We start from the raw sequence: 19,790 nt of genomic DNA on the forward strand, positions 1-19,790 counted from the left end.
GTAGTGGATAATGCAAGTTAAGCGATTTTTCGCCGCCGATATGCGTCAGGCCATGAAGCTGGTCCGGGATGAGCTTGGCTCCGATGCCGCCATCATCGGTAACCGCCGCATCGCCGGTGGTGTCGAATTGACGGCCGCGCTGGACTACAAATTGTCCGCCCTGGCCCCGCGCGTACCCAACGCCGAGCTTGAAGAAGAGCTGCGCAAGACCCACACGCGCATTGCCACGGCCCAGGCCGAACTGGACCAGCGCAGCGACACCAGCGACAACAACCGCCAATTGTTCGCCGGGCAGTCGCTGACGGCCTCCGAGCCGCTGGTCGAGCCGCACGTGGACGCCCCGGCACCTGCCGCTGCGCCAGCCCCGGCGCCAGTCGACCCGCGCCTGTTCGATGCTATGCGCTCGGAGCTGTCGGGCCTGCGCGAGCTGCTGGAAGTGCAGCTCGGCTCGCTGGCCTGGAGCCAGCTGCAAGGCAGCAAGCCGCAGCAGGCCAACCTCTGGCGCCGCCTGCAGCGCATCGGCCTGTCCGGCCCGATTGCCCGTGAACTGCTCGACCTCACGACTGAGATCGAAGAGCCGCGCCAGGCCTGGCGCATGCTGCTGGCGCACCTGGCGCGGATGATCGAAATCCCCGAGGTGGAGCCGATTGAAGAGGGCGGTGTGATCGCCATGGTCGGCCCGGCCGGCATGGGCAAGACCACCACCCTGGCCAAGCTGGCTGCGCGCTACGTGCTCAAGTACGGCGCCCCGCAGTTGGCGCTGGTGAGCATGGACAGCTTCCGCATCGGTGCCCAGGAGCAGCTCAAGACCCTGGGGCGCATCCTCAATGTGCCGGTGACCTACGTCGACCCGGGCCAGTCCCTGGCCCAGGCGCTGGAACCGCTGCTGCGTAAGCGCGTGGTGCTGATCGATACCGCTGGCCTGCAGGCCAGCGACCCGGCCCTGCGCATGCAGCTGGAAACCCTGGCCAGCCGTGGCATCGCCGCGAAGAATTACCTGGTGCTGGCAACCACCAGCCAGAAGCAGGTGCTGACCGCCGCCTACCACAGCTACAAGCGCTGTGGCCTGGCCGGCTGCATCCTGACCAAACTCGACGAAACGGCAAGCCTCGGCGACGTGCTGAGCCTTGCCATCAGTCATGAATTGCCGGTGGCCTACCTGACCGATGGGCCGCGCATTCCCGACGATTTGCACTTGCCCCGGGCGCACCAGCTGGTCACCCGTGCGGTCAATGTGCAGCAGCAGGACGAGCCCAGCGAAGAGGCCATGGCCGATATGTTCGCTGATCTCTATCACAACCCACGGCGAGCGGGTTGATGATGAAGTGTGTGCAACGTAGCTATGCCAAGGGGCACGCAGAATTGCCTCACGTGTGGCCTGAGTCCCAGCGAGACAAGGTAAAAAACAGACATGGGTAGCATGCATCCCGTACAGGTGATCGCCGTGACCGGTGGCAAAGGTGGCGTCGGCAAGACTAACGTTTCAGTGAACCTGTCTCTGGCGCTGGCCGAGCTTGGCCGCAGGGTCATGTTGCTGGACGCCGACCTGGGCCTGGCCAATGTCGACGTATTGCTTGGCCTGACCCCCAAACGCACCCTGGCCGACGTTATTGAAGGGCGCTGTGAGCTGCGCGATGTGATGCTGCAAGGCCCCGGCGGTGTGCGCATCGTACCGGCGGCCTCCGGCACCCAGAGCATGGTGCACCTGGCGCCGGCCCAGCACGCTGGCCTGATCCAGGCGTTCAGCGACGTCGGCGACAACCTCGACGTGCTGGTGATCGACACCGCTGCGGGTATCGGTGACTCGGTGGTCAGCTTCGTTCGCGCGGCCCAGGAAGTGCTGCTGGTGGTGTGCGACGAACCCACCTCGATCACCGACGCCTACGCACTGATCAAACTGCTCAACCGTGACTACGGCATGAACCGCTTCCGGGTGCTGGCCAACATGGCGCAGAGCCCGCAAGAAGGGCGCAACCTGTTCGCCAAGTTGACCAAGGTCACCGATCGCTTCCTTGACGTTGCCCTGCAGTACGTGGGCGCCGTGCCGTACGACGAGTGCGTGCGCAAGGCAGTGCAGAAGCAGCGCGCGGTGTACGAGGCGTTCCCGCGTTCCAAGTGTGCGTTGGCCTTCAAGGCCATTGCGCAGAAGGTCGACAGCTGGCCGTTGCCGGCCAACCCGCGCGGGCATCTGGAATTCTTCGTCGAGCGTCTGGTGCAGCCCACCAGCGCAGGACCGGTACTATGAATGCGAGCGGCTTCAAGATGTACAGCAGGGCGTCGAAAGACGCCCAGTATGAGCTGATCGAACGCTACGCCCCGCTGGTCAAGCGCATCGCCTATCACCTGTTGGCGCGGCTGCCCGCCAACGTCCAGGTCGAAGACCTGATCCAGGCCGGCATGATCGGCCTGCTGGAAGTGGCCAACAAGTATGACGCCAGCAAAGGCGCCAGCTTCGAGACCTACGCCGGCATCCGCATCCGCGGCGCCATGCTCGACGAGGTGCGCAAGGGTGATTGGGCACCGCGGTCGGTGCACCGCAATACCCGTATGGTCAGTGATGCGATGCGCGCTGTTGAAGCAAGAACCGGTCGCGACGCTAAAGATCACGAGGTTGCTGCCGAACTCCAATTGAGTCTCGATGATTACTACGGGATTTTGAACGATACCCTGGGCAGCCGGCTGTTCAGCTTCGACGACCTGTTGCAGGATGGCGAGCACGAAGGCCTGCACGAAGACGGCGCCAGTGGCCAGGTGGAACCGGCGCGGGGCCTTGAAGACGAGCGCTTCCAGGCTGCCCTGACCGATGCGATCGCCAACCTGCCAGAGCGCGAGCGGCTGGTGCTGGCGCTGTACTACGACGAAGAGCTGAACCTCAAGGAAATCGGTGAGGTGCTGGGCGTCAGCGAGTCGCGGGTAAGCCAGTTGCACAGCCAGTGCGCCGCACGTTTGCGCAGCCGTCTGGGTGAGTGGCGGGCGCGCTGAGCGCCAGCCGTTGCACTGAAGACGCTGCAGCCGTTTCACGTTGTGCCGAATTGAATGAATGCGTGCTCGGGGGCCGAGCGCGTTTGAGACTGCTTGGAGGTCTAATTGGACAAGAACATGAAAATCCTCATCGTTGACGACTTTTCGACGATGCGGCGGATCATCAAGAACCTGCTGCGTGATCTGGGCTTCACCAACACCGACGAAGCTGACGACGGCACCACTGCGTTGCCGATGCTGGAAAACGGCCACTACGACTTCCTGGTGACCGACTGGAACATGCCGGGCATGTCCGGTATCGACCTGCTGCGCAAAGTCCGCGCCAGCGAAAAGCTTAAAACCATGCCGGTACTGATGGTGACGGCCGAAGCCAAGCGCGACCAGATCATCGAAGCGGCCCAGGCCGGCGTCAATGGTTACGTGGTCAAGCCGTTCACCGCTCAGGTGCTCAAAGAAAAGATCGAGAAGATCTTCGAACGCGTCAACGGCTGAGTCACGTCAGGGGGCGCGCCATGGATTCATCACAAACGTCTTTGGGGGAGTTCGAATCGACCCTGAAGAAGCATGCCCAGGAGCTGGTCGAGAGCCTGGAGCGCGGGCGCTTCGGCGAGGCGGTGCAGCTGATTCATCAGCTGAACCAGACCCGCGACCGCGGCCTGTATCAGGAAGTCGGCAAGCTGACCCGTGAGCTGCACAGTGCGATCGTCAGTTTCCAGATCGACCCGCACATGCCGCAGGCCGAGGAGGTCTCGCAGATCACCGACGCCACCGAGCGCCTGTCCTATGTGGTCAAGCTGACCGAGGGTGCCGCTAACCGCACCATGGACCTGGTCGAGGAAAGCACACCTGTGCTCAACGACCTGGCGGGTGAGGCCAAGGCCCTGAGCGTGGACTGGCAGCGCTTCATGCGCCGCGAAGTGGCCGCGCCGGAATTCCGTGATCTGGTCAAACGCGTCGACAGTTTCCTGACGCACAGCGCTGAAGGTAACCGCAAGGTCTCAGGCCACCTCAACGACATTCTGCTGGCTCAGGACTATCAAGACCTGACCGGGCAGGTGATCAAGCGGGTCACCGCGCTGGTCACCGAGGTGGAAAGCAACCTGCTCAAGCTCGTGCTGATGGCCAGTCAAGTCGACCGGTTTGCCGGTATCGAACATGACCACCAGCAGCTGCGTGCTGAAAAAGATCAAGAAAAACATCCGACTCGGGGTGAAGGTCCGCAGATTCATGCCGATAAGCGTGAAGACGTCGTGTCCGGTCAGGACGATGTCGATGATCTGCTGTCCAGTCTGGGTTTTTAAGGAGCACGTTTAATGAGCTTCGGCGCCGATGAAGAAATCCTTCAGGATTTCCTGGTAGAAGCCGGCGAAATTCTTGAGCAACTGTCCGAGCAACTGGTCGAGCTGGAAAGCCGACCGGATGATGCCGACCTGCTCAATGCCATTTTTCGCGGTTTCCACACTGTAAAAGGGGGCGCCGGCTTCCTCCAGCTCAACGAGCTGGTGGAGTGCTGCCATATCGCCGAGAACGTGTTCGACATCCTGCGCAAAGGTGAGCGCCGGGTCGACGCCGAATTGATGGACGTGGTGCTGGAGGCGCTGGACACGGTCAACAGCATGTTTGGCCAGGTCCGCGAGCGCAGCGAGGTCATCCCCGCTACCCCAGAACTGCTGGCGGCGTTGTCGCGCCTGGCCGAGCCTGCTGCTGCCGACGCGGTCGCAGCGCCTGCGGCTGCAGCCGAGCCGATCGCCGCGGCGCCTGCCGAAGAGCCAGACATCACCGACAGCGAATTCGAGCAGCTGCTCGACTCGCTCGACGCGGTCAAGGCCCAGGCCGCTGCCGATGAGCAGATGCAAGGCGAAACCGTCAGCAGCGCCGGTGACGAAATCACCGACGCCGAATTCGAATCGTTGCTCGACCAGTTGCATGGCAAAGGCCAGTTCAGCGCCGAAGTCGCCGCTGAGCCTGTGGCCAGCGCTGCGGCCCCGGTCAGCGATGAAATCACCGATGAAGAGTTCGAGTCGTTGCTCGACCAGTTGCACGGCAAGGGCACCTTCCAGGCCGATGCCTTGCCGGCCGCCAATGCGCCAGCAGCGGCAGCGCCGCAAAGCGTTGCCGCGGCCAGCCCAACGAGTGACGAGATCAGCGAGCACGAGTTCGAAGCCTTGCTCGATGAGTTGCACGGCAAGGGCAAGTTCTCGGGTGACGCGGTCGCGGTCGAAGCGCCTGTCGCCGCCAAGGTCGAGAGCAAGCCGGTGGCCAAACCGGCACCTGCTCCAGCCGCCGCCCCAGCAGCTACCAGCAAGCCCGCACCTGCGCCTCGCGCGCCGGCCCCAGCGGCAGAAAAACATGCGGTCAGCGAGGCGGAAACCACCGTGCGCGTCGACACTGCGCGCCTGGACGAGATCATGAACATGGTCGGCGAACTGGTGCTGGTGCGTAACCGCCTGGTGCGCCTGGGCTTGAACAGCGGTGACGAGGCCATGTCCAAGGCCGTGTCGAACCTCGACGTGGTCACCGCCGACCTGCAGACCGCGGTCATGAAGACCCGCATGCAGCCGATCAAGAAAGTCTTCGGCCGCTTCCCGCGCCTGGTTCGCGACCTGGCCCGCCAGCTCAAGAAAGAGATCAACCTGGAGCTGGTCGGTGAAGAAACCGACCTCGACAAGAACTTGGTCGAGGCCTTGGCCGACCCGTTGGTGCACTTGGTGCGCAACGCCGTCGACCATGGCGTCGAGATGCCCGACGAGCGTGAAGCCACCGGCAAGGCGCGTACGGGGCGGGTGGTGTTGTCGGCTGAACAGGAAGGCGACCATATCCTGTTGTCGATCTCTGATGACGGCAAGGGCATGGACCCCAACATCCTGCGCGCCAAGGCCGTGGAAAAGGGCCTGATGGACAAGGACGCCGCCGAGCGTCTGAGCGAGTCGGACTGCTACAACCTGATCTTCGCCCCGGGCTTCTCGACCAAGACCGAGATCTCTGACGTGTCTGGCCGTGGTGTCGGCATGGACGTGGTGAAGACCAAGATTTCCCAGCTCAATGGCTCGATCAACATCTACTCGGCCAAGGGCCAGGGTTCGAAGATCGTCATCAAGGTGCCGCTGACCCTGGCGATCATGCCGACCCTGATGGTGATGCTGGGCAACCAGGCCTTCGCCTTCCCGCTGGTCAACGTCAACGAGATCTTCCACCTCGACCTCTCGCGTACCAACGTGGTCGATGGCCAGGAAGTGGTGATCGTGCGCGACAAGGCATTGCCGCTGTTCTACCTCAAGCGCTGGCTGGTCCAGGGCCAAGTGCACGAAGAGCAGCACGAGGGCCATGTGGTGATCCTGTCGGTCGGCACCCAACGCATCGGCTTTGTCGTCGATCAACTGGTGGGCCAGGAAGAAGTGGTAATCAAGCCGCTGGGCAAGATGCTGCAGGGCACGCCGGGCATGTCCGGGGCCACGATCACCGGCGACGGTCGTATCGCGTTGATCCTCGACGTTCCGAGCATGCTCAAGCGTTACGCCGCGCGGCGTATTTGATTTCGGTGGCGCGCCCTGGCGGGTTGCGCCGCCTAATGGAGTGTTTATGGCAGTCAAGGTCCTGGTGGTGGATGATTCCGGTTTCTTCCGCCGCCGTGTCTCGGAAATCCTCTCGGCGGACCCGACGATCCAGGTAGTGGGTACCGCGACCAATGGCAAGGAAGCAATCGACCAGGCGCTGGCGCTCAAGCCCGATGTCATCACCATGGACTACGAAATGCCCATGATGGACGGCATCACCGCAGTGCGGCACATCATGCAGCGCTGCCCGACGCCGGTGTTGATGTTCTCTTCGCTGACCCATGAAGGCGCCCGGGTGACCCTCGACGCGCTGGATGCCGGTGCAGTGGATTACCTGCCGAAAAACTTCGAAGACATCTCGCGCAACCCCGAGAAGGTCAAGCAGATGCTGTGCGAGAAGGTGCATACCCTGTCGCGCAGCAACCGTCGTTTCGGCAGTTACAACCCAGCACCTGCTGCTGCGCCGGTCACTACCAGCAGCAGCCATGCGCCGACCAGCAGCTTCGCAAGCCCGACCTCGGCCCCGGCGCGCACGGCGGCCCCTGTACGCACCCCGGCCGCGGCGCCCGCGGCACATGCCCCGGCACCCAAGCGCAAACCTTACAAGCTGGTGGCCATTGGTACGTCCACGGGCGGCCCGGTGGCGCTGCAGCGGGTGCTGACGCAACTGCCCGCCAACTTCCCGGCGCCGATCGTGCTGATCCAGCACATGCCGGCGGCTTTCACCAAGGCGTTTGCCGAACGCCTGGACAAGCTGTGCAAGATCAGCGTGAAGGAAGCCGAGGACGGTGACCTGTTGCGCCCAGGCTTGGCGCTGCTGGCCCCGGGTGGCAAGCAGATGATGATCGACGGCCGTGGCACGGTGAAGATCCTGCCGGGTGACGAGCGCCTGAACTACAAGCCGTGCGTGGACATCACCTTCGGCTCGGCGGCCAAGTCGTACGGCGACAAGGTGCTGTCGGTGGTGCTCACCGGCATGGGCGCCGACGGTCGTGAAGGCGCGCGCCTGCTCAAGCAGGGCGGCAGTACCGTGTGGGCCCAGGATGAAGCCAGCTGCGTGATCTATGGCATGCCCATGGCCATCGTCAAGGCCAACCTGGCCGACGCGGTGTACAGCCTGGACGAGATCGGCAAGCACCTGGTCGAGGCCTGCGTCTGATGGACGTGCTAAGCCTGATCGGCCTGATCCTGGCGTTTGTCGCGATTGTCGGCGGCAACTTCCTCGAGGGCGGGCATGTCGGTGCGCTGATCAATGGCCCGGCGGGCTTGATCGTGCTGGGCGGCACCTTGGCGGCGGCGCTGTTGCAGTCGCCGCTGTCGGCCTTCAAGCGTGCCTTGCAGATATTGCGCTGGATCCTGTTCCCGCCCCGGGTCGACCTGGCAGGCGGTATCGACCGTGTGGTGAATTGGAGCCTGACGGCGCGCAAGGAGGGCCTGCTGGGCCTGGAAGGGGTGGCCGATGCCGAGCCCGACCCTTATGCGCGCAAGGGCCTGCAGTTGCTGGTCGACGGCGCCGAGCCTGAAGCCATCCGCAGCATTCTCGAAGTCGACTTCCTGACCCAGGAGGGCCGTGACATCCAGGCCGCCAAGGTGTTCGAGAGCATGGGCGGCTACGCCCCGACCATCGGCATCATCGGCGCGGTCATGGGCCTGATCCATGTGATGGGCAACCTGGCCGACCCGTCGCAGCTGGGTAACGGCATCGCCGTGGCGTTCGTCGCCACCATCTACGGCGTGGCCAGCGCCAACCTGATCCTGTTGCCGATCGCTAACAAGCTCAAGGCTATCGTCATGCGCCAGTCGCGCTACCGCGAGATGCTGCTTGAGGGCCTGCTGTCGATTGCCGAGGGTGAAAACCCACGCTCGATTGAGCTGAAGCTGCAAGGCTTCATGGAGTAACCATGCGCCGCCGTCGTCATACCGAGGAACACGAGAATCACGAGCGCTGGCTGGTGTCGTACGCCGACTTCATCACCTTGCTGTTCGCGTTTTTCGTGGTCATGTACTCGATTTCCTCGATCAACGAGGGCAAGTACAAGGTCATCTCGCAGGCCTTGCTCGGGGTGTTCAACGACCCCGAGCGGAGCATGAAACCGATCCCTATCGGTGATGAGCAGCCGCTGAGCGTGCGCCCGGCCGAGCCTTTGGTCAGGGACAGCGAGCAGACCGAAGCGGGCCTGGCGCAGACCAACGTCGACCCGCTGAAGACCATCAGCGACGACGTGCGCGACGCCTTTGGCGACCTGATCAAGACCGACCAGATGACCGTGCGCGGCAATGAGCTGTGGATTGAAATCGAGCTCAGTTCCTCGCTGTTGTTCGGCAGCGGTGATGCCATGCCCAGCGACAAGGCCTTCGACATCATCGAAAAGGTGGCGAACATCCTCAAACCGTTCGCCAACCCGGTGCATGTCGAAGGCTTTACCGACAACCTGCCGATTCGCACCGCGCAGTACCCGACCAACTGGGAACTGTCGTCGGCGCGGGCGGCCAGCATCGTCCGCCTGCTGGCCATGGAAGGGGTCAACCCGGCGCGCATGGCCTCGGTCGGCTATGGCGAGTATCAGCCGGTCGCCAGCAACGACAGTGCCGAAGGCCGTGCGCGCAACCGCCGCGTGGTGTTGGTGATTTCGCGCAACCTCGAAGTGCGCCGCAGCCTGACCGGTACAGGTAGCGCCAATGCCACGCCGGATGCGGCGTTGCGCCGTGCTGGCACACAAAGTGCACCGGCAACAGCGAGTCAGTAACTCGTCAATTCTCCGTCACTGCGTGTTGTCTTGCTTGCTGAGCGCGGTACCTGTGGGAGCGGGCTTGCCCCGCGAAGCAGGCGACGTGGTGGATGGCACGGGCTACGCCCGTGTTCGCGGGACAAGCCCGCTCCCACAAGGGTGGGCGCTAAATTTATGAGTCAAGAGTTGTCCTATGAGAGTCTGGGCAGTAGCCAATCAAAAAGGTGGCGTCGGCAAGACCACCACGACCATCGCCCTGGCTGGCCTGCTGGCTGAGGCGGGCAAGCGCGTGGTCGTCGTCGACCTCGACCCGCATGGGTCGATGACCAGTTATTTCGGGCACAACCCCGATGCGCTGGAACACAGCTGCTATGACCTGTTCCTGCACCAGGGCAGCGTGCCCGAGGGCTTGCCGGGGCAATTGCTGCTGCCGACGAGCGACGAGCGTATCTCGCTGTTGCCATCGAGCACTGCGCTGGCGGTGCTCGAGCGCCAGTCGCCGGGCAAGAACGGCCTGGGGCTGGTGATCGCCAAGAGTCTGGCGCAGCTGTGGCAAGACTTCGACTTTGCCTTGATCGACAGCCCGCCTTTGCTCGGCGTGCTGATGGTCAACGCCCTGGCCGCGAGCCAACAACTGGTGATCCCGGTGCAGACCGAATTCCTCGCGGTCAAGGGCCTGGAACGCATGGTCGGCACCCTGGCCATGGTCAACCGTTCGCGTAAACAGGCCCTGCCTTACCAGATCGTGCCGACCCTGTTCGACCGCCGTACCCAGGCCTCCCTGGGCACGCTCAAACTGCTGCGCGACACCTATGGGCAGCATGTCTGGCAGGGTTACATCCCGGTCGACACGCGCTTGCGCGATGCCAGCCGCAAGGGCGTCACGCCTTCGCAGTTCGATGGCAAGAGCCGTGGGCTGATTGCCTACCGGGCGCTGCTCAAGCATTTACTGACCTACAAAACCGCAGTGCAGGTGGCCTGATGACGCAGACACGGCAAACCAGCACACGGCCGCAGATGGCCCTGCAATCCTACCTCGATGGCTTGTTGCAAGAGGCCACCGAGGCCGACGACCTGATCGAACTGCCGACAGCACCGGAGGCCTTCGCCGACGCGGTGCGCGAGGAGCAGGTGCGTGATGCACGCCAGCCTGCCCAGGCCACCCTCGCGGCGCCCCGGCCCTTTGCCGAACCTCGGTTACAGGTGCTGCCCAGCGTGCTGCCGGTGGAAGAACCGGTGGTGGCGGTGGTCGAGCAGCTAGTTGTGGCCGAGGCCAGCATCCCGGTACTGATCGAAGCGCCCGCGGTAGAACCGGCGGTGCCGGTGGTGGATGTGCACCTGCCTGCGCCGAACCTGCCGGTGCCGCCGGTAAGCATCGATGGCCGCCCGGCCTGGGCAGCGGATCCGTTCGAGTGCCTGCTGTTCGACGTCGCCGGGCTGACCCTGGCGGTGCCCTTGGTGTGCCTGGGCTCGATCTACAACCTGGCCGGCCAGGAGCTGACGCCGCTGTTCGGCCAACCGGACTGGTTTCTTGGCATCCTGACCTGCCAGGCCGGCAACCTGAAGGTCCTCGACACCGCGCGTTGGGTAATGCCCGACCGCTACCGCGACGATTTTCGCCAGGGCCTGCAGTATGTGATTTCGGTCCAGGGCTATGAATGGGGGCTGGCCGTGCACCAGGTCAGCCGTTCCCTGCGCCTGGACCCGTCCGAGATCAAGTGGCGCAGCCAGCGGGGCCAGCGCCCCTGGTTGGCCGGCACGGTGATCGAACACATGTGTGCCTTGCTTGACGTCGCCGAACTGGCCGAGCTGATCGCCAGCGGCGCAGTCAAGCAGATGCACGCCAAACACAAATGACACCGAACACACCGCCTAGCGCGGATTTTGAGGGGTAGGGGAATGAAAAAGTCGTCCGCACAAGGTTCCGAAGATCCGATCCTGCAATGGGTAACCTTCCGTCTGGACAACGAGTCCTACGGGATCAATGTCATGCAGGTGCAGGAAGTGCTGCGCTACACCGAGATCGCCCCGGTACCGGGCGCGCCGAGCTACGTGCTGGGCATCATCAACCTGCGTGGCAACGTGGTGACGGTGATCGACACTCGCCAGCGTTTTGGCCTGATGCCGACCGAGGTGACCGACAACACCCGTATCGTCATCATCGAGGCGGACAAGCAAGTGGTCGGCATCCTGGTCGACAGCGTTGCCGAGGTGGTCTACCTGCGTCAGTCCGAGATCGAGACGGCGCCAAATGTGGGTAACGAAGAATCGGCCAAGTTCATCCAGGGTGTGTGCAACAAGAACGGCGAACTGCTGATCCTGGTGGAACTGGACAAGATGATGACCGAGGAAGAGTGGTCCGAGCTTGAGAACATCTGAGTTGATCCTCGAGGTTGCTGTCATCTTCCTGGCGCTGCTTTGGGCGCTGGGTGTGTGGATGTTCCTCAACCACACCAAGCGTCAGCGCGAGCTGGCGGCGCAACAGGCTGCGGGCGATGCGCTGCGTGATCAGCGTATCAAGGACCTGGCCAAGCGCCTGGACGACTACCAGAACGGTACCGTGCGCATGGGTGAGGCCATCCATGACCTGCGCGAGACGTTGGCCACCTTGCCGGATCGGCTGGAGCGGCTGGAGCAGCGTGACCCCAGCAGCGTCACCTTCAGCCAGGCGGCCAAGCTGGTCGGCATGGGCGCGAGCGTGTCCGAGCTGACCGAGACCTGCGGCCTGACCCAGGCCGAGGCGGAGTTGATGAGCAAGTTGCACCGCACCGAGTGAGCTGAACCCCTGGAGCCGCTGTGCGGCCCTTCGCAGCGCAAGGCTGCTCCTACAGGTACAGCGCCATTTTGTAGGAGCAGCCTTGTGCTGCGAAGGGCTGCGCAGCAGCCCCAATTGCTCACAGGTCAGGTGGTAGCCCAGGAATGCATCCCACCTACCTTGGCCAGGCGATTGAGCGGCAAGCGGTCATGCCAGACCAGGCGCAAGGCCTCCATGTCGACATACAGAAAGCTGTTGATGCGCGGCATCGCGTACAGGTTGTACAACTGACGAATCAGGTACAGGTCGGGCAGCAAGCGGTCGGTCACGGCGTTGAGCATCGCCGGGCCGGTGATATGGCTGAGGCGTTTGGCGTACGCATAGAACCCTCGCGGGTCGCTGGCCAGGGTCGGCCGCGCCCGGTAGAAGTCCGGGTCGGCAAGAAAACGCGCCTGCATCTCTTCCGATATCGCCAGCAACGTCGGGTTGCCGGCATGGCTGCCGATCATGCTGGTGTTATACAGGGTGTTCATGCCCAGTTTCTGGTTGGACATGGGCGGATGCAGGAGCAACCCGTCATCGGTGGTCGCGAGCTCCACATCATTGATCGCCGCCTGTGCGCTTTGGCCCAATAGTTCGTCATCGACGTCCATGTACAGCCCACCTTCGGCGTGCAGCATCGGGTAGCGCAACACGTCTGACGCGGAAGAGAAGTTGGTGGCCACGCCATTATTGCCCTCGATCGCTGCCTGGTAATGGCTGAAATACTGACTCTGCTCGAAGGCTTTGAAAAACGCCTGGTCCTCCAATGGCAGTACTTGCAGCCCCGGCACGTTCCTGGCCAGTTCATCGACGTTGTGCGCATAGGCCTGCGGGTTTGCCTTGGAGAGGTACAGCCGGTACTGGTACGGGCCTTCTTCCAGGCGCCGGGCATTGCCAGCCAACGTCTCAAGCAGCTCGGGGCCAAGTGTCTTGTCGCCTACCCACAGCGATGTAATCCGTTGCGGGATGGGGCGAGCGCCGGCGGGAAATGGGCTGGGTAGCTGCACAGGCAGTTGCAGGTCGATACCCAGGCCACGCAGTGATGCCATGCGCATCGGGTCGGTGACGGCCCGGCCTTCGGGGTTGGCTGGGCGCATGTTGCCGGTGAGCGGTTCGGCTTCGAAGTAGGTCGGGTCTACCTCATTGGTGCCTTCCTCGGTGATGAACAGGTCGGCCTGCATGTCATAAACCAATTCAAGCTCTTCCGGGTAATCCGGCGTCTCCTCGTAATAGCTGATCATACGATCGGTGTCGCCGTTGTACCGCGGGTAGCGCCGTATAGAGTTGGCCACTGCGGCATCGCCGTCCGGCAATGGCGCGATGGGGGCAGGGCGGTGGAAGTAAGGCGCGACATCCACCGGGGGTAAATGTGGTGGGTCGGAAGGGCTCAGCGGGTAACCCCACTGCTCGTTCACCCGGCGCGGGGCGACGAAGCCGTCCTGCTCGAAACGCAACAGGCCCTTGCCTTTGGCCACCGCTTCCAGTGCCAGTGGCGTTGCATTGAGCAGGCCGTAGGTGATGTTGCCGATGCCGTCGAGCTTGTCGTGCAGGGTCTTGCCATTGATGGCTTGGTCAAGGCCCAGGCCCAGTTGCACGATACCGCCCAGCGCCAGCAAGGGCGCCAGGCCGGGCACCACGAAGGTCAGCGGCGCCAGCAGGTTGAGCGTGCTGTTGAGGTAACTGCGCCATTGGCGTTTGCTGATCTCGCTGTTGCTGGTGATGATGAAATCGGCATCGTCGTAGCAGCGCTGCCGCTGACGCAGGGCCATGGCCTGGAACAGGTCGCCGGTGATCCGCGGGTTGTACTTGCCGGGGCGGTAGTTGACATAGGTGCGCGGGGGCCAGGTGCCGTCGTCGTTGAAAAAGCCATGTTCCGGTGGCAGGCGATGGCTGCGTGGATATTCGCCCAAGCCTTCAAGGGCGGTGTCCAGGCCGCTGAAGTCGATACCCTGGGGGCCATCGGCCAAGCGAAAGTGTTGCTTGAGCGCCTGGCGCCGGGTGGCGTCCTTGCAGTGTTGGCCGACCCAATCTTTCAACAGGGCTTCGCTGGCGAATTCCAGCAGGGGCGAGCTGTTGCCGGGTACATAGAGCAACGTCAGGTCGCTGTGGCTGTCGTTGATGTACAGCAGGTCCGTGGATGCGTAGCCGTAAATGCTCAGGGTGCTCAGGCGCAGGCCCTTGCCGCGTGGGATGACATCGGCCGCGCGCCAGGCCAGTTGGCGCGCGGCGTCGCTGAGGCTGCCGTCGCCGATCTGCTTGTTGCAGGCAGCAAGGAAGTTGAGTTTGCAGCACAGGCGGTAGCTGGGCATTTGATCGCGCCAGTAAGCGTCGAGCGACGCCTTGTAGCGGGTGTGGAAGTCCAGTGCCTCAATGTGACGCTGCAGGGCTTCGGCGCGCACGTTCAGTAGCGTCGAGTGGTCGTAGCGGGCAGGTTCGGTACGCTTGAACAGGCCGTTGAACACCTCATACCAGGCCCCGTTGTCGACGTGCGGTTGTGCCGGGAGTTGCTCGACACAGGTGATTGGGCCGTCTTCGGGCAGCCTGCCGGCCCAGGGGGCTTTGAACAGGCCGCCGAAAAAGTCGTTGTTGGATTCACCTTGCCAGTTCATCAGCACGGCTTGCGTCAGGCTCACACGCTGCACCACCTGTGCCTGGTACTGGGTGGCTCCGGCCGGGTGTATGTGCAGCGTCACCACCTCGACCTGGTCGGGGTCCAGGTGCACGCCTTGTGTCGCCAGCCAGTCCTGGATGGCCTGCTTGGCGTCGCGGTCGGGGCGGGGCAGGGTGGCTAGATGATTGCGTACGTACTGCACGCCAGCCGCGTTAATGTGGGTGGTCGGCATGTCGGTCTCCGTGATGCGGGAAAAACCACAGGATCGACCGACAGGGCCAGGGTGCGACGGTAGATAATGCTTGCCGGGCGGTTCAGCCCGACTTGCCGGGCAGGCGCGGCAACAGCTCGGTGACGTCACGCTCGGGTTTGGCGGAATCGTCGAAGCCTGGCGGCACCTTGCCGCGCAGTTGCCAGGCAAAGGCAATGATCTCGGCGATGGTCAGGTACAGCGCCTCGGGTATCTGATCGCCCAGCTCCAGCCGTGCCAGCAGGCGCACCAGCTCGGCGTTTTCGTAGATCGGCACCTCGTGTTGGCGGGCCAGGGCGAGGATGGCTTCGGCTAGGGCATCGTCGCCCTTGGCGCTGAGGGTGGGCGCCTGTTGGCCGTCGTAGCTCAGGGCAATGGCCTGACGGGGTGGGTTGAGGCTCATGCGTTTTCGTCCACCCAGCGTTGTTCGACCCGCGTGCGGGGGCCTTGAGGAGGGATGCCGGGGTGGCATTCCAGGTCGCCGACGTCCAGGCCGCGGGCCAGCAGGCGCTCGCGCAATGTGCCGAGCTGGCTGTCGATCAGCCGTGCGGTGGGTTCACGTTCTGCCCACAGCTGGCCATTCAAGCGGCCCTGGCTCAACTGGGCCTGGACTTGCAGCGGGCCAAGCGGCGCGAGGTCAAAGGCCAGCTCGATGCGCCACAGGGCCTGCAGCGGGTCTTGCGATGCCTGCTGGCGGTCGGCTTGCTGCTGCGGCGTTTCCTCGCGTTGCAGCTTGACTTGCAGCGGGATGAACTCCTGGCCATGGCGAATGGGGACTTCGGTCTGCCAGGTGGTTTGCAGGTTGCCGTTTTCAAGGGTGCCAGTTTGCTGCAGGCTGCTCATGGCGTGGCTTTGCAGGCGCGAGACAGCCGCCGCGGCCAGACGCAGCAGTTGTTGCAGGTCACCTTCGTCTTCCATGGCCTTGAGCAGCCGTGAGGGCAGCGGAAACGCCCCCGGCTGGGGTTTCGGGCTGACTCGGTCGAGCATGCCCAGCGCCCCGCGCGCCAAGGCCGGCATTGTCAGGGCCAAGGTGCTGGGCGCTAGGGCGGGTGCGCCGGGTGAGGTGACCGAGGCCTGGGTCACCAACCTGAGCAGGTGCGCCTTGAGGTCGGTCGCGACGCTTGCTGGCAGGCCGCCCAGCAGCTTTGCCTCGAGGAAGACGCCGCTGTTGTTCAGGGCCTGGGCGACGGCCTTGGCATCGCCGAGCTGGCGCGCGTCCGGCAGGCCGGCGAGCACGCGGTCGGCGGTCGCGCGCAAATCGCCGTCGGCGCCGGGGTCGCGGGCGAGCTGTTGCAATGCGCTGAGCAGGCCCGGTAACGAGGCCTGACGGTTTTGCTGGGTGAGCAGTTGCTGAGCAATGCTCAGCTGGTCTTGCCGGCCACTGAGTGGCACGAATTGCAGCGACTGGTCGCCTTGCACCCGCGCGCTGAGCAGGCTGCCCACCGGCAGCGGGCGTGGGCTGTCGATGGTCAGGGTGGCGCCGGCCTGGGCACTGTTGAGCAGGCTGACCAGCGAACGGTAACCGGCGGCCTGGCCTTGCGCTTGAAGGATGGGCTGGTTGGTCAGGACCTTGCCTTGCAGCAGGGTGCCGACCGGTACCTTGGCCGTGTCCAGGCGGGTGAGGGTGGCGATGTTGCTGGTGCTGGCCTGTTGCAACAGGATGGCCAGGCGATTGCCTTCGGTTTGACTGACCGTGACCTGGCTGCCCGGGGGCAAGGGCTGGCTGGCACTGGCGTGCAGTTGGGTCTGGGCGCCGTTGGCCTGCATCAGCCGCAGCACGAGCTGGAATTCCCGGCCCAGCTGGCGCATCGACAACACCTCGGCCTGTGCCGTTTCGCCCGGGGCCAGCAAGCCGGGTTGTGCTTGCGTGAGGCGCAGCAGTTCGCCGGTCATGCCCGCCTTGATGGTCTGGGCGCTGATCGCGGTTTGTGCGCCGAGACTATTGATTTCAGTCATGATTGTATACAACCTGTCGAACCCGCCCTCTTGGCAGCGAGGCCGTGCATGTAATAATGCCGCCCGTCCGCCACTGCCACTGTAACGGCAGGGAGGGGGGCGACTTGAGGCACTGGGTTCAAGATCGGCGACTGGTCTTGAACCCTACACAGATAAGGCGAAACCGTGACCCTTCACCTCCAAGCCGCGGGCCTGGCCTGCGAGCGCGACTGGCGCCTGCTGTTCGAGCACCTGGATTTCGAGCTGCGGCCCGGCGACATGCTGCAGATCAGTGGCCCCAACGGCAGCGGCAAGACGAGCTTGTTGCGCCTGCTGGCCGGGTTGATGCAGCCGACTGCCGGGCAGATTCTGCTCGGCGGCCAGCCGTTGGCCGAACAGCGCCATGCCCTGGCCAGCATCCTGCTGTGGATTGGCCATGCTGCGGGGATCAAGGACCTGCTCACCGCCGAGGAGAACCTCACCTGGCTCTGTGCTTTGCACCAACCGGCCAGCGCCGAGGCGATCTGGGCGGCGTTGGCGGCGGTCGGCCTGCGCGGTTTCGAAGACGTGCCTTGCCATACATTGTCCGCCGGCCAGCAGCGCCGTGTGGCCCTGGCCCGGTTGTACCTCGAAAGCCCCCCTTTGTGGATTCTCGACGAGCCGTTCACTGCCCTCGACAAACAAGGCGTGGCGCAGCTCGAAGCGCACCTGGCGGCGCATTGCGAGCAGGGCGGCACCGTGGTGCTGACCACCCACCACAGCCTCGAACGCAAACCGTCGGGCTACCGTGAACTGAACCTGGGGCAATGGGCGGCATGAGCGTATTCATCCTGTTGTTGCGCCGCGAAGCGCGCCTGTTGTTCCGTCGCCCAGCCGAGCTGGCCAACCCGCTGGTGTTCTTCGCCATCGTCGTGGCCCTGTTCCCGCTGGCGGTCGGCCCTGAGAGCCAATTGTTGCAAACCTTGTCGCCGGGCCTGGTGTGGGTGGCGGCCTTGCTGGCCGTGCTGCTGTCGCTGGACGGCCTGTTCCGCAGCGATTTCGAGGATGGCTCTTTGGAGCAATGGGTGCTGTCGCCGCATCCGCTGGCGCTCCTGGTATTGGCCAAGGTGCTGGCGCACTGGATCTTTTCCGGCCTGGCGCTGGTATTGTTGGCGCCACTGTTGGCACTGATGCTGGGGCTGCCGAGCCATTGCCTGCCTGTGCTGCTCGCCTCGTTGCTGCTGGGTACGCCCGTGCTGAGCCTGTTGGGCGCGGTGGGGGCGGCGCTGACGGTCGGTCTTAAACGCGGTGGTCTGCTGCTGGCATTGCTGATTCTGCCGTTGTATATCCCTGTATTGATCCTGGGCAGTGGTGCGTTGCAGGCGGCGTTGCAGAATATGCCAGCCACCGGCCATCTGCTCTGGCTTGCCAGCCTCACGGCCCTGGCGGTGACACTGGCACCCTTTGCGATAGCGGCCGGCCTGAAGATCAGCGTCGGCGAATAACGAGTCCTGGGCTCTCAAGCCTGGCTAATACCCTGGATGTACCCTGATGAAAATGAGTTGGACGTGGTTCCACAAGCTCGGTTCCCCCAAATGGTTCTATGCCATCAGCGGCCGTCTGTTGCCGTGGCTGGCCATTGCCTCCCTTGCGCTGCTGCTGGTGGGCATCACCTGGGGCCTGGCATTCGCGCCCCAGGACTACCAGCAGGGCAACAGTTTCCGCATCATCTACATCCATGTGCCGGCGGCGATACTGGCGCAGTCCTGCTACGTGCTGCTGGCGGTGGCCGGGGTGGTGGGGCTGGTGTGGAAGATGAAACTGGCCGACGTCGCCCTGCAGTGCGCAGCGCCGATCGGCGCCTGGATGACCGCCGTGGCGCTGGTCACCGGTGCCATCTGGGGCAAGCCGACCTGGGGCAGCTGGTGGGTGTGGGATGCCCGCCTTACGTCGATGTTGATTCTGCTGTTCCTGTACTTCGGCATCATTGCGCTGGGCCAGGCAATCAGTAATCGTGACAGCGCGGCCAAGGCCTGTGCGGTGCTGGCGATTGTCGGTGTGATCAACATCCCAATCATCAAGTACTCGGTGGAGTGGTGGAACACCCTGCACCAGGGCGCCACGTTCACCCTGACCGAAAAACCCGCGATGCCTGCCGAAATGTGGTTGCCGCTGCTGTGCACGGCGCTGGGTTTCTACTGTTTCTTCGGCGTGGTGCTGTTGATGCGCATGCGCCTTGAAGTGCTCAAGCGTGAGGCACGCGCCAGTTGGGTCAAGGAGGAAGTATTGAACAGCCTGGGGCGGAGGGCCGCACGATGAGTTTTGCCTCGTTCGGTGATTTTCTCGCCATGGGCCACCATGGCCTGTACGTGTGGACGGCCTATGGCATCTGCCTGGCGGTGCTGGCGCTGAATGTCGCCGCGCCGCTGCTGGCCCGCCGTCGCTACCTGCAAGAAGAGGCGCGCCGTTTGCGCCGGGAGAACAACCAGTGAATCCGCAGCGCAAGAAACGCCTGTTGCTCATCGTCGGCCTGTTGGTCGGTGTCGGGGTTGCCGTCGGCTTTGCCCTGAGCGCCTTGCAGCAGAACATCAACCTGTTCTACACCCCCACTCAGATCGCCAACGGCGAGGCGCCGCAGGATACCCGTATCCGTGCCGGTGGCATGGTCGAAAAAGGCTCGGTGCAGCGTTCGGCCGACTCGCTCGACGTGCGCTTCGTGGTCACCGACTTCAACAAGTCGGTGCCGATCACCTACCGCGGCATCCTCCCCGACCTGTTCCGCGAAGGGCAGGGCATCGTTGCCCTGGGCAAGCTCAATGCCGAGGGCGTGGTGGTGGCCGATGAAGTGCTGGCCAAGCACGACGAAAAATACATGCCGCCCGAGGTCACCAAGGCCCTGAAAGAAAGCGGCCAAGCCGCCGCCGGCGCGGGGGCCAAACCATGAACGCGGCAC

The 19,790-nt window shown here is 63.8% G+C and carries 21 protein-coding genes; 18 read left to right on the plus strand and 3 right to left on the minus strand.

From position 1 onward, the window contains the following. The first annotated feature begins 10 nt into the window (after positions 1-10). The 13 genes from flhF (at position 11) to HU764_RS06000 (ending at position 12,041) form a co-directional block, all read left to right on the plus strand. Positions 11-1,318 carry a flagellar biosynthesis GTPase FlhF gene (gene flhF, locus HU764_RS05940; RefSeq protein WP_027593014.1) on the plus strand — a complete coding sequence of 436 codons (1,308 nt, stop codon included), beginning with the start codon at positions 11-13 and terminating at the stop codon, positions 1,316-1,318. 93 nt (positions 1,319-1,411) lie between these two features. Continuing rightward, positions 1,412-2,245, plus strand: coding sequence for a flagellar synthesis regulator FleN (gene fleN / locus HU764_RS05945; RefSeq protein ID WP_027593013.1), 834 nt, complete (start codon positions 1,412-1,414; stop codon positions 2,243-2,245). Further along, the gene (gene fliA / locus HU764_RS05950) at positions 2,242-2,982 is read left to right on the plus strand and encodes an RNA polymerase sigma factor FliA (RefSeq protein ID WP_027593012.1); all 741 of its coding nucleotides are present in this window, start codon (positions 2,242-2,244) and stop codon (positions 2,980-2,982) included. Before fleN ends, fliA begins: the two co-directional genes overlap by 4 nt. Positions 2,983-3,099: 117 nt before the next feature. After that, positions 3,100-3,474: a chemotaxis response regulator CheY gene (locus HU764_RS05955; protein WP_077068541.1), complete on the plus strand. Its 375-nt coding sequence runs from the start codon at positions 3,100-3,102 to the stop codon at positions 3,472-3,474. Between the two features lie 20 nt (positions 3,475-3,494). Beyond that, positions 3,495-4,283 (plus strand): protein phosphatase CheZ, encoded by a 789-nt coding sequence (locus HU764_RS05960; protein WP_027593010.1) that lies wholly within the window; start codon positions 3,495-3,497, stop codon positions 4,281-4,283. A gap of 12 nt (positions 4,284-4,295) precedes the next feature. Beyond that, positions 4,296-6,515, plus strand: a complete 2,220-nt coding sequence (locus tag HU764_RS05965) for a chemotaxis protein CheA (RefSeq protein WP_186703697.1) — start codon at positions 4,296-4,298, stop codon at positions 6,513-6,515. Between the two features lie 46 nt (positions 6,516-6,561). After that, the gene (locus HU764_RS05970; RefSeq protein WP_186703698.1) at positions 6,562-7,695 is read left to right on the plus strand and encodes a protein-glutamate methylesterase/protein-glutamine glutaminase; all 1,134 of its coding nucleotides are present in this window, start codon (positions 6,562-6,564) and stop codon (positions 7,693-7,695) included. Then, positions 7,695-8,435, plus strand: a complete 741-nt coding sequence (locus HU764_RS05975; RefSeq protein ID WP_027593007.1) for a flagellar motor protein — start codon at positions 7,695-7,697, stop codon at positions 8,433-8,435. Before HU764_RS05970 ends, HU764_RS05975 begins: the two co-directional genes overlap by 1 nt. A 2-nt stretch (positions 8,436-8,437) precedes the next feature. Beyond that, a complete protein-coding gene (gene motD / locus HU764_RS05980; protein ID WP_186679668.1) occupies positions 8,438-9,283 on the plus strand; it encodes a flagellar motor protein MotD in 846 nt (281 codons plus the stop codon). Between the two features lie 175 nt (positions 9,284-9,458). Further along, the gene (locus tag HU764_RS05985) at positions 9,459-10,247 is read left to right on the plus strand and encodes a ParA family protein (RefSeq protein WP_027593005.1); all 789 of its coding nucleotides are present in this window, start codon (positions 9,459-9,461) and stop codon (positions 10,245-10,247) included. Beyond that, entirely contained in the window at positions 10,247-11,122 is an 876-nt protein-coding gene (locus tag HU764_RS05990) for a CheW domain-containing protein (protein ID WP_186703699.1), read from the plus strand. Before HU764_RS05985 ends, HU764_RS05990 begins: the two co-directional genes overlap by 1 nt. A 42-nt stretch (positions 11,123-11,164) precedes the next feature. Next, positions 11,165-11,644, plus strand: coding sequence for a chemotaxis protein CheW (locus HU764_RS05995; RefSeq protein WP_003254393.1), 480 nt, complete (start codon positions 11,165-11,167; stop codon positions 11,642-11,644). A 1-nt stretch (position 11,645) separates the two neighbouring features. Next, complete coding sequence (locus tag HU764_RS06000) at positions 11,646-12,041, plus strand: DUF2802 domain-containing protein (protein WP_186703707.1); 396 nt, start codon at positions 11,646-11,648, stop codon at positions 12,039-12,041. Positions 12,042-12,166: 125 nt separating this feature from the next. Here HU764_RS06000 and HU764_RS06005 read toward each other — a convergent pair whose 3' ends face one another. The 3 genes from HU764_RS06005 to fliK all read right to left on the minus strand — a co-directional run bounded on the left by HU764_RS06005 (position 12,167) and on the right by fliK (position 16,879). Continuing rightward, positions 12,167-14,905, minus strand: coding sequence for a dermonecrotic toxin domain-containing protein (locus tag HU764_RS06005; protein WP_186703700.1), 2,739 nt, complete (start codon positions 14,903-14,905; stop codon positions 12,167-12,169). Between the two features lie 82 nt (positions 14,906-14,987). Further along, positions 14,988-15,326, minus strand: coding sequence for an EscU/YscU/HrcU family type III secretion system export apparatus switch protein (locus tag HU764_RS06010; protein WP_027593001.1), 339 nt, complete (start codon positions 15,324-15,326; stop codon positions 14,988-14,990). Next, positions 15,323-16,879 (minus strand): flagellar hook-length control protein FliK, encoded by a 1,557-nt coding sequence (gene fliK, locus HU764_RS06015; RefSeq protein WP_186703701.1) that lies wholly within the window; start codon positions 16,877-16,879, stop codon positions 15,323-15,325. The genes HU764_RS06010 and fliK overlap by 4 nt, the downstream gene beginning before the upstream one ends. Positions 16,880-17,044: 165 nt before the next feature. Here fliK and ccmA point away from each other — a divergent pair, with 165 nt between their 5' ends. The 5 genes from ccmA to ccmE are packed head-to-tail and all read left to right on the plus strand — an operon-like array spanning position 17,045 to position 19,781. After that, complete coding sequence (gene ccmA, locus HU764_RS06020; protein ID WP_027592999.1) at positions 17,045-17,677, plus strand: cytochrome c biogenesis heme-transporting ATPase CcmA; 633 nt, start codon at positions 17,045-17,047, stop codon at positions 17,675-17,677. Then, positions 17,665-18,342, plus strand: coding sequence for a heme exporter protein CcmB (gene ccmB / locus HU764_RS06025; RefSeq protein WP_371097214.1), 678 nt, complete (start codon positions 17,665-17,667; stop codon positions 18,340-18,342). The genes ccmA and ccmB overlap by 13 nt, the downstream gene beginning before the upstream one ends. A gap of 46 nt (positions 18,343-18,388) precedes the next feature. Continuing rightward, the gene (locus tag HU764_RS06030; protein ID WP_186703702.1) at positions 18,389-19,156 is read left to right on the plus strand and encodes a heme ABC transporter permease; all 768 of its coding nucleotides are present in this window, start codon (positions 18,389-18,391) and stop codon (positions 19,154-19,156) included. After that, on the plus strand, positions 19,153-19,329 hold the full coding sequence (gene ccmD, locus HU764_RS06035) for a heme exporter protein CcmD (protein ID WP_099428656.1): 177 nt from the start codon (positions 19,153-19,155) through the stop codon (positions 19,327-19,329). Before HU764_RS06030 ends, ccmD begins: the two co-directional genes overlap by 4 nt. Further along, positions 19,326-19,781, plus strand: a complete 456-nt coding sequence (gene ccmE / locus HU764_RS06040; RefSeq protein ID WP_027592995.1) for a cytochrome c maturation protein CcmE — start codon at positions 19,326-19,328, stop codon at positions 19,779-19,781. Before ccmD ends, ccmE begins: the two co-directional genes overlap by 4 nt. The last annotated feature ends 9 nt before the right edge of the window (positions 19,782-19,790 follow it).

The sequence above is a fragment of the Pseudomonas kermanshahensis genome, assembly GCF_014269205.2.
GTDB classification, from domain to species: Bacteria; Pseudomonadota; Gammaproteobacteria; order Pseudomonadales; family Pseudomonadaceae; genus Aquipseudomonas; species Aquipseudomonas kermanshahensis.

Excerpts from the sequence above, each read along its gene's own strand:
- flhF (WP_027593014.1), top strand. The coding sequence starts at position 11 with ATGCAAGTTAAGCGATTTTTCGCCGCCGATATGCGTCAGGCCATGAAG.
- fleN (WP_027593013.1), top strand. The coding sequence starts at position 1,412 with ATGGGTAGCATGCATCCCGTACAGGTGATCGCCGTGACCGGTGGCAAA.
- fliA (WP_027593012.1), top strand. The coding sequence starts at position 2,242 with ATGAATGCGAGCGGCTTCAAGATGTACAGCAGGGCGTCGAAAGACGCC.
- HU764_RS05955 (WP_077068541.1), top strand. The coding sequence starts at position 3,100 with ATGAAAATCCTCATCGTTGACGACTTTTCGACGATGCGGCGGATCATC.
- HU764_RS05960 (WP_027593010.1), top strand. The coding sequence starts at position 3,495 with ATGGATTCATCACAAACGTCTTTGGGGGAGTTCGAATCGACCCTGAAG.
- HU764_RS05965 (WP_186703697.1), top strand. The coding sequence starts at position 4,296 with ATGAGCTTCGGCGCCGATGAAGAAATCCTTCAGGATTTCCTGGTAGAA.
- HU764_RS05970 (WP_186703698.1), top strand. The coding sequence starts at position 6,562 with ATGGCAGTCAAGGTCCTGGTGGTGGATGATTCCGGTTTCTTCCGCCGC.
- HU764_RS05975 (WP_027593007.1), top strand. The coding sequence starts at position 7,695 with ATGGACGTGCTAAGCCTGATCGGCCTGATCCTGGCGTTTGTCGCGATT.
- motD (WP_186679668.1), top strand. The coding sequence starts at position 8,438 with ATGCGCCGCCGTCGTCATACCGAGGAACACGAGAATCACGAGCGCTGG.
- HU764_RS05985 (WP_027593005.1), top strand. The coding sequence starts at position 9,459 with ATGAGAGTCTGGGCAGTAGCCAATCAAAAAGGTGGCGTCGGCAAGACC.
- HU764_RS05990 (WP_186703699.1), top strand. The coding sequence starts at position 10,247 with ATGACGCAGACACGGCAAACCAGCACACGGCCGCAGATGGCCCTGCAA.
- HU764_RS05995 (WP_003254393.1), top strand. The coding sequence starts at position 11,165 with ATGAAAAAGTCGTCCGCACAAGGTTCCGAAGATCCGATCCTGCAATGG.
- HU764_RS06005 (WP_186703700.1), bottom strand. The coding sequence starts at position 14,905 with ATGCCGACCACCCACATTAACGCGGCTGGCGTGCAGTACGTACGCAAT.
- HU764_RS06010 (WP_027593001.1), bottom strand. The coding sequence starts at position 15,326 with ATGAGCCTCAACCCACCCCGTCAGGCCATTGCCCTGAGCTACGACGGC.
- fliK (WP_186703701.1), bottom strand. The coding sequence starts at position 16,879 with ATGACTGAAATCAATAGTCTCGGCGCACAAACCGCGATCAGCGCCCAG.
- ccmB (WP_371097214.1), top strand. The coding sequence starts at position 17,665 with ATGGGCGGCATGAGCGTATTCATCCTGTTGTTGCGCCGCGAAGCGCGC.
- HU764_RS06030 (WP_186703702.1), top strand. The coding sequence starts at position 18,389 with ATGAAAATGAGTTGGACGTGGTTCCACAAGCTCGGTTCCCCCAAATGG.
- ccmD (WP_099428656.1), top strand. The coding sequence starts at position 19,153 with ATGAGTTTTGCCTCGTTCGGTGATTTTCTCGCCATGGGCCACCATGGC.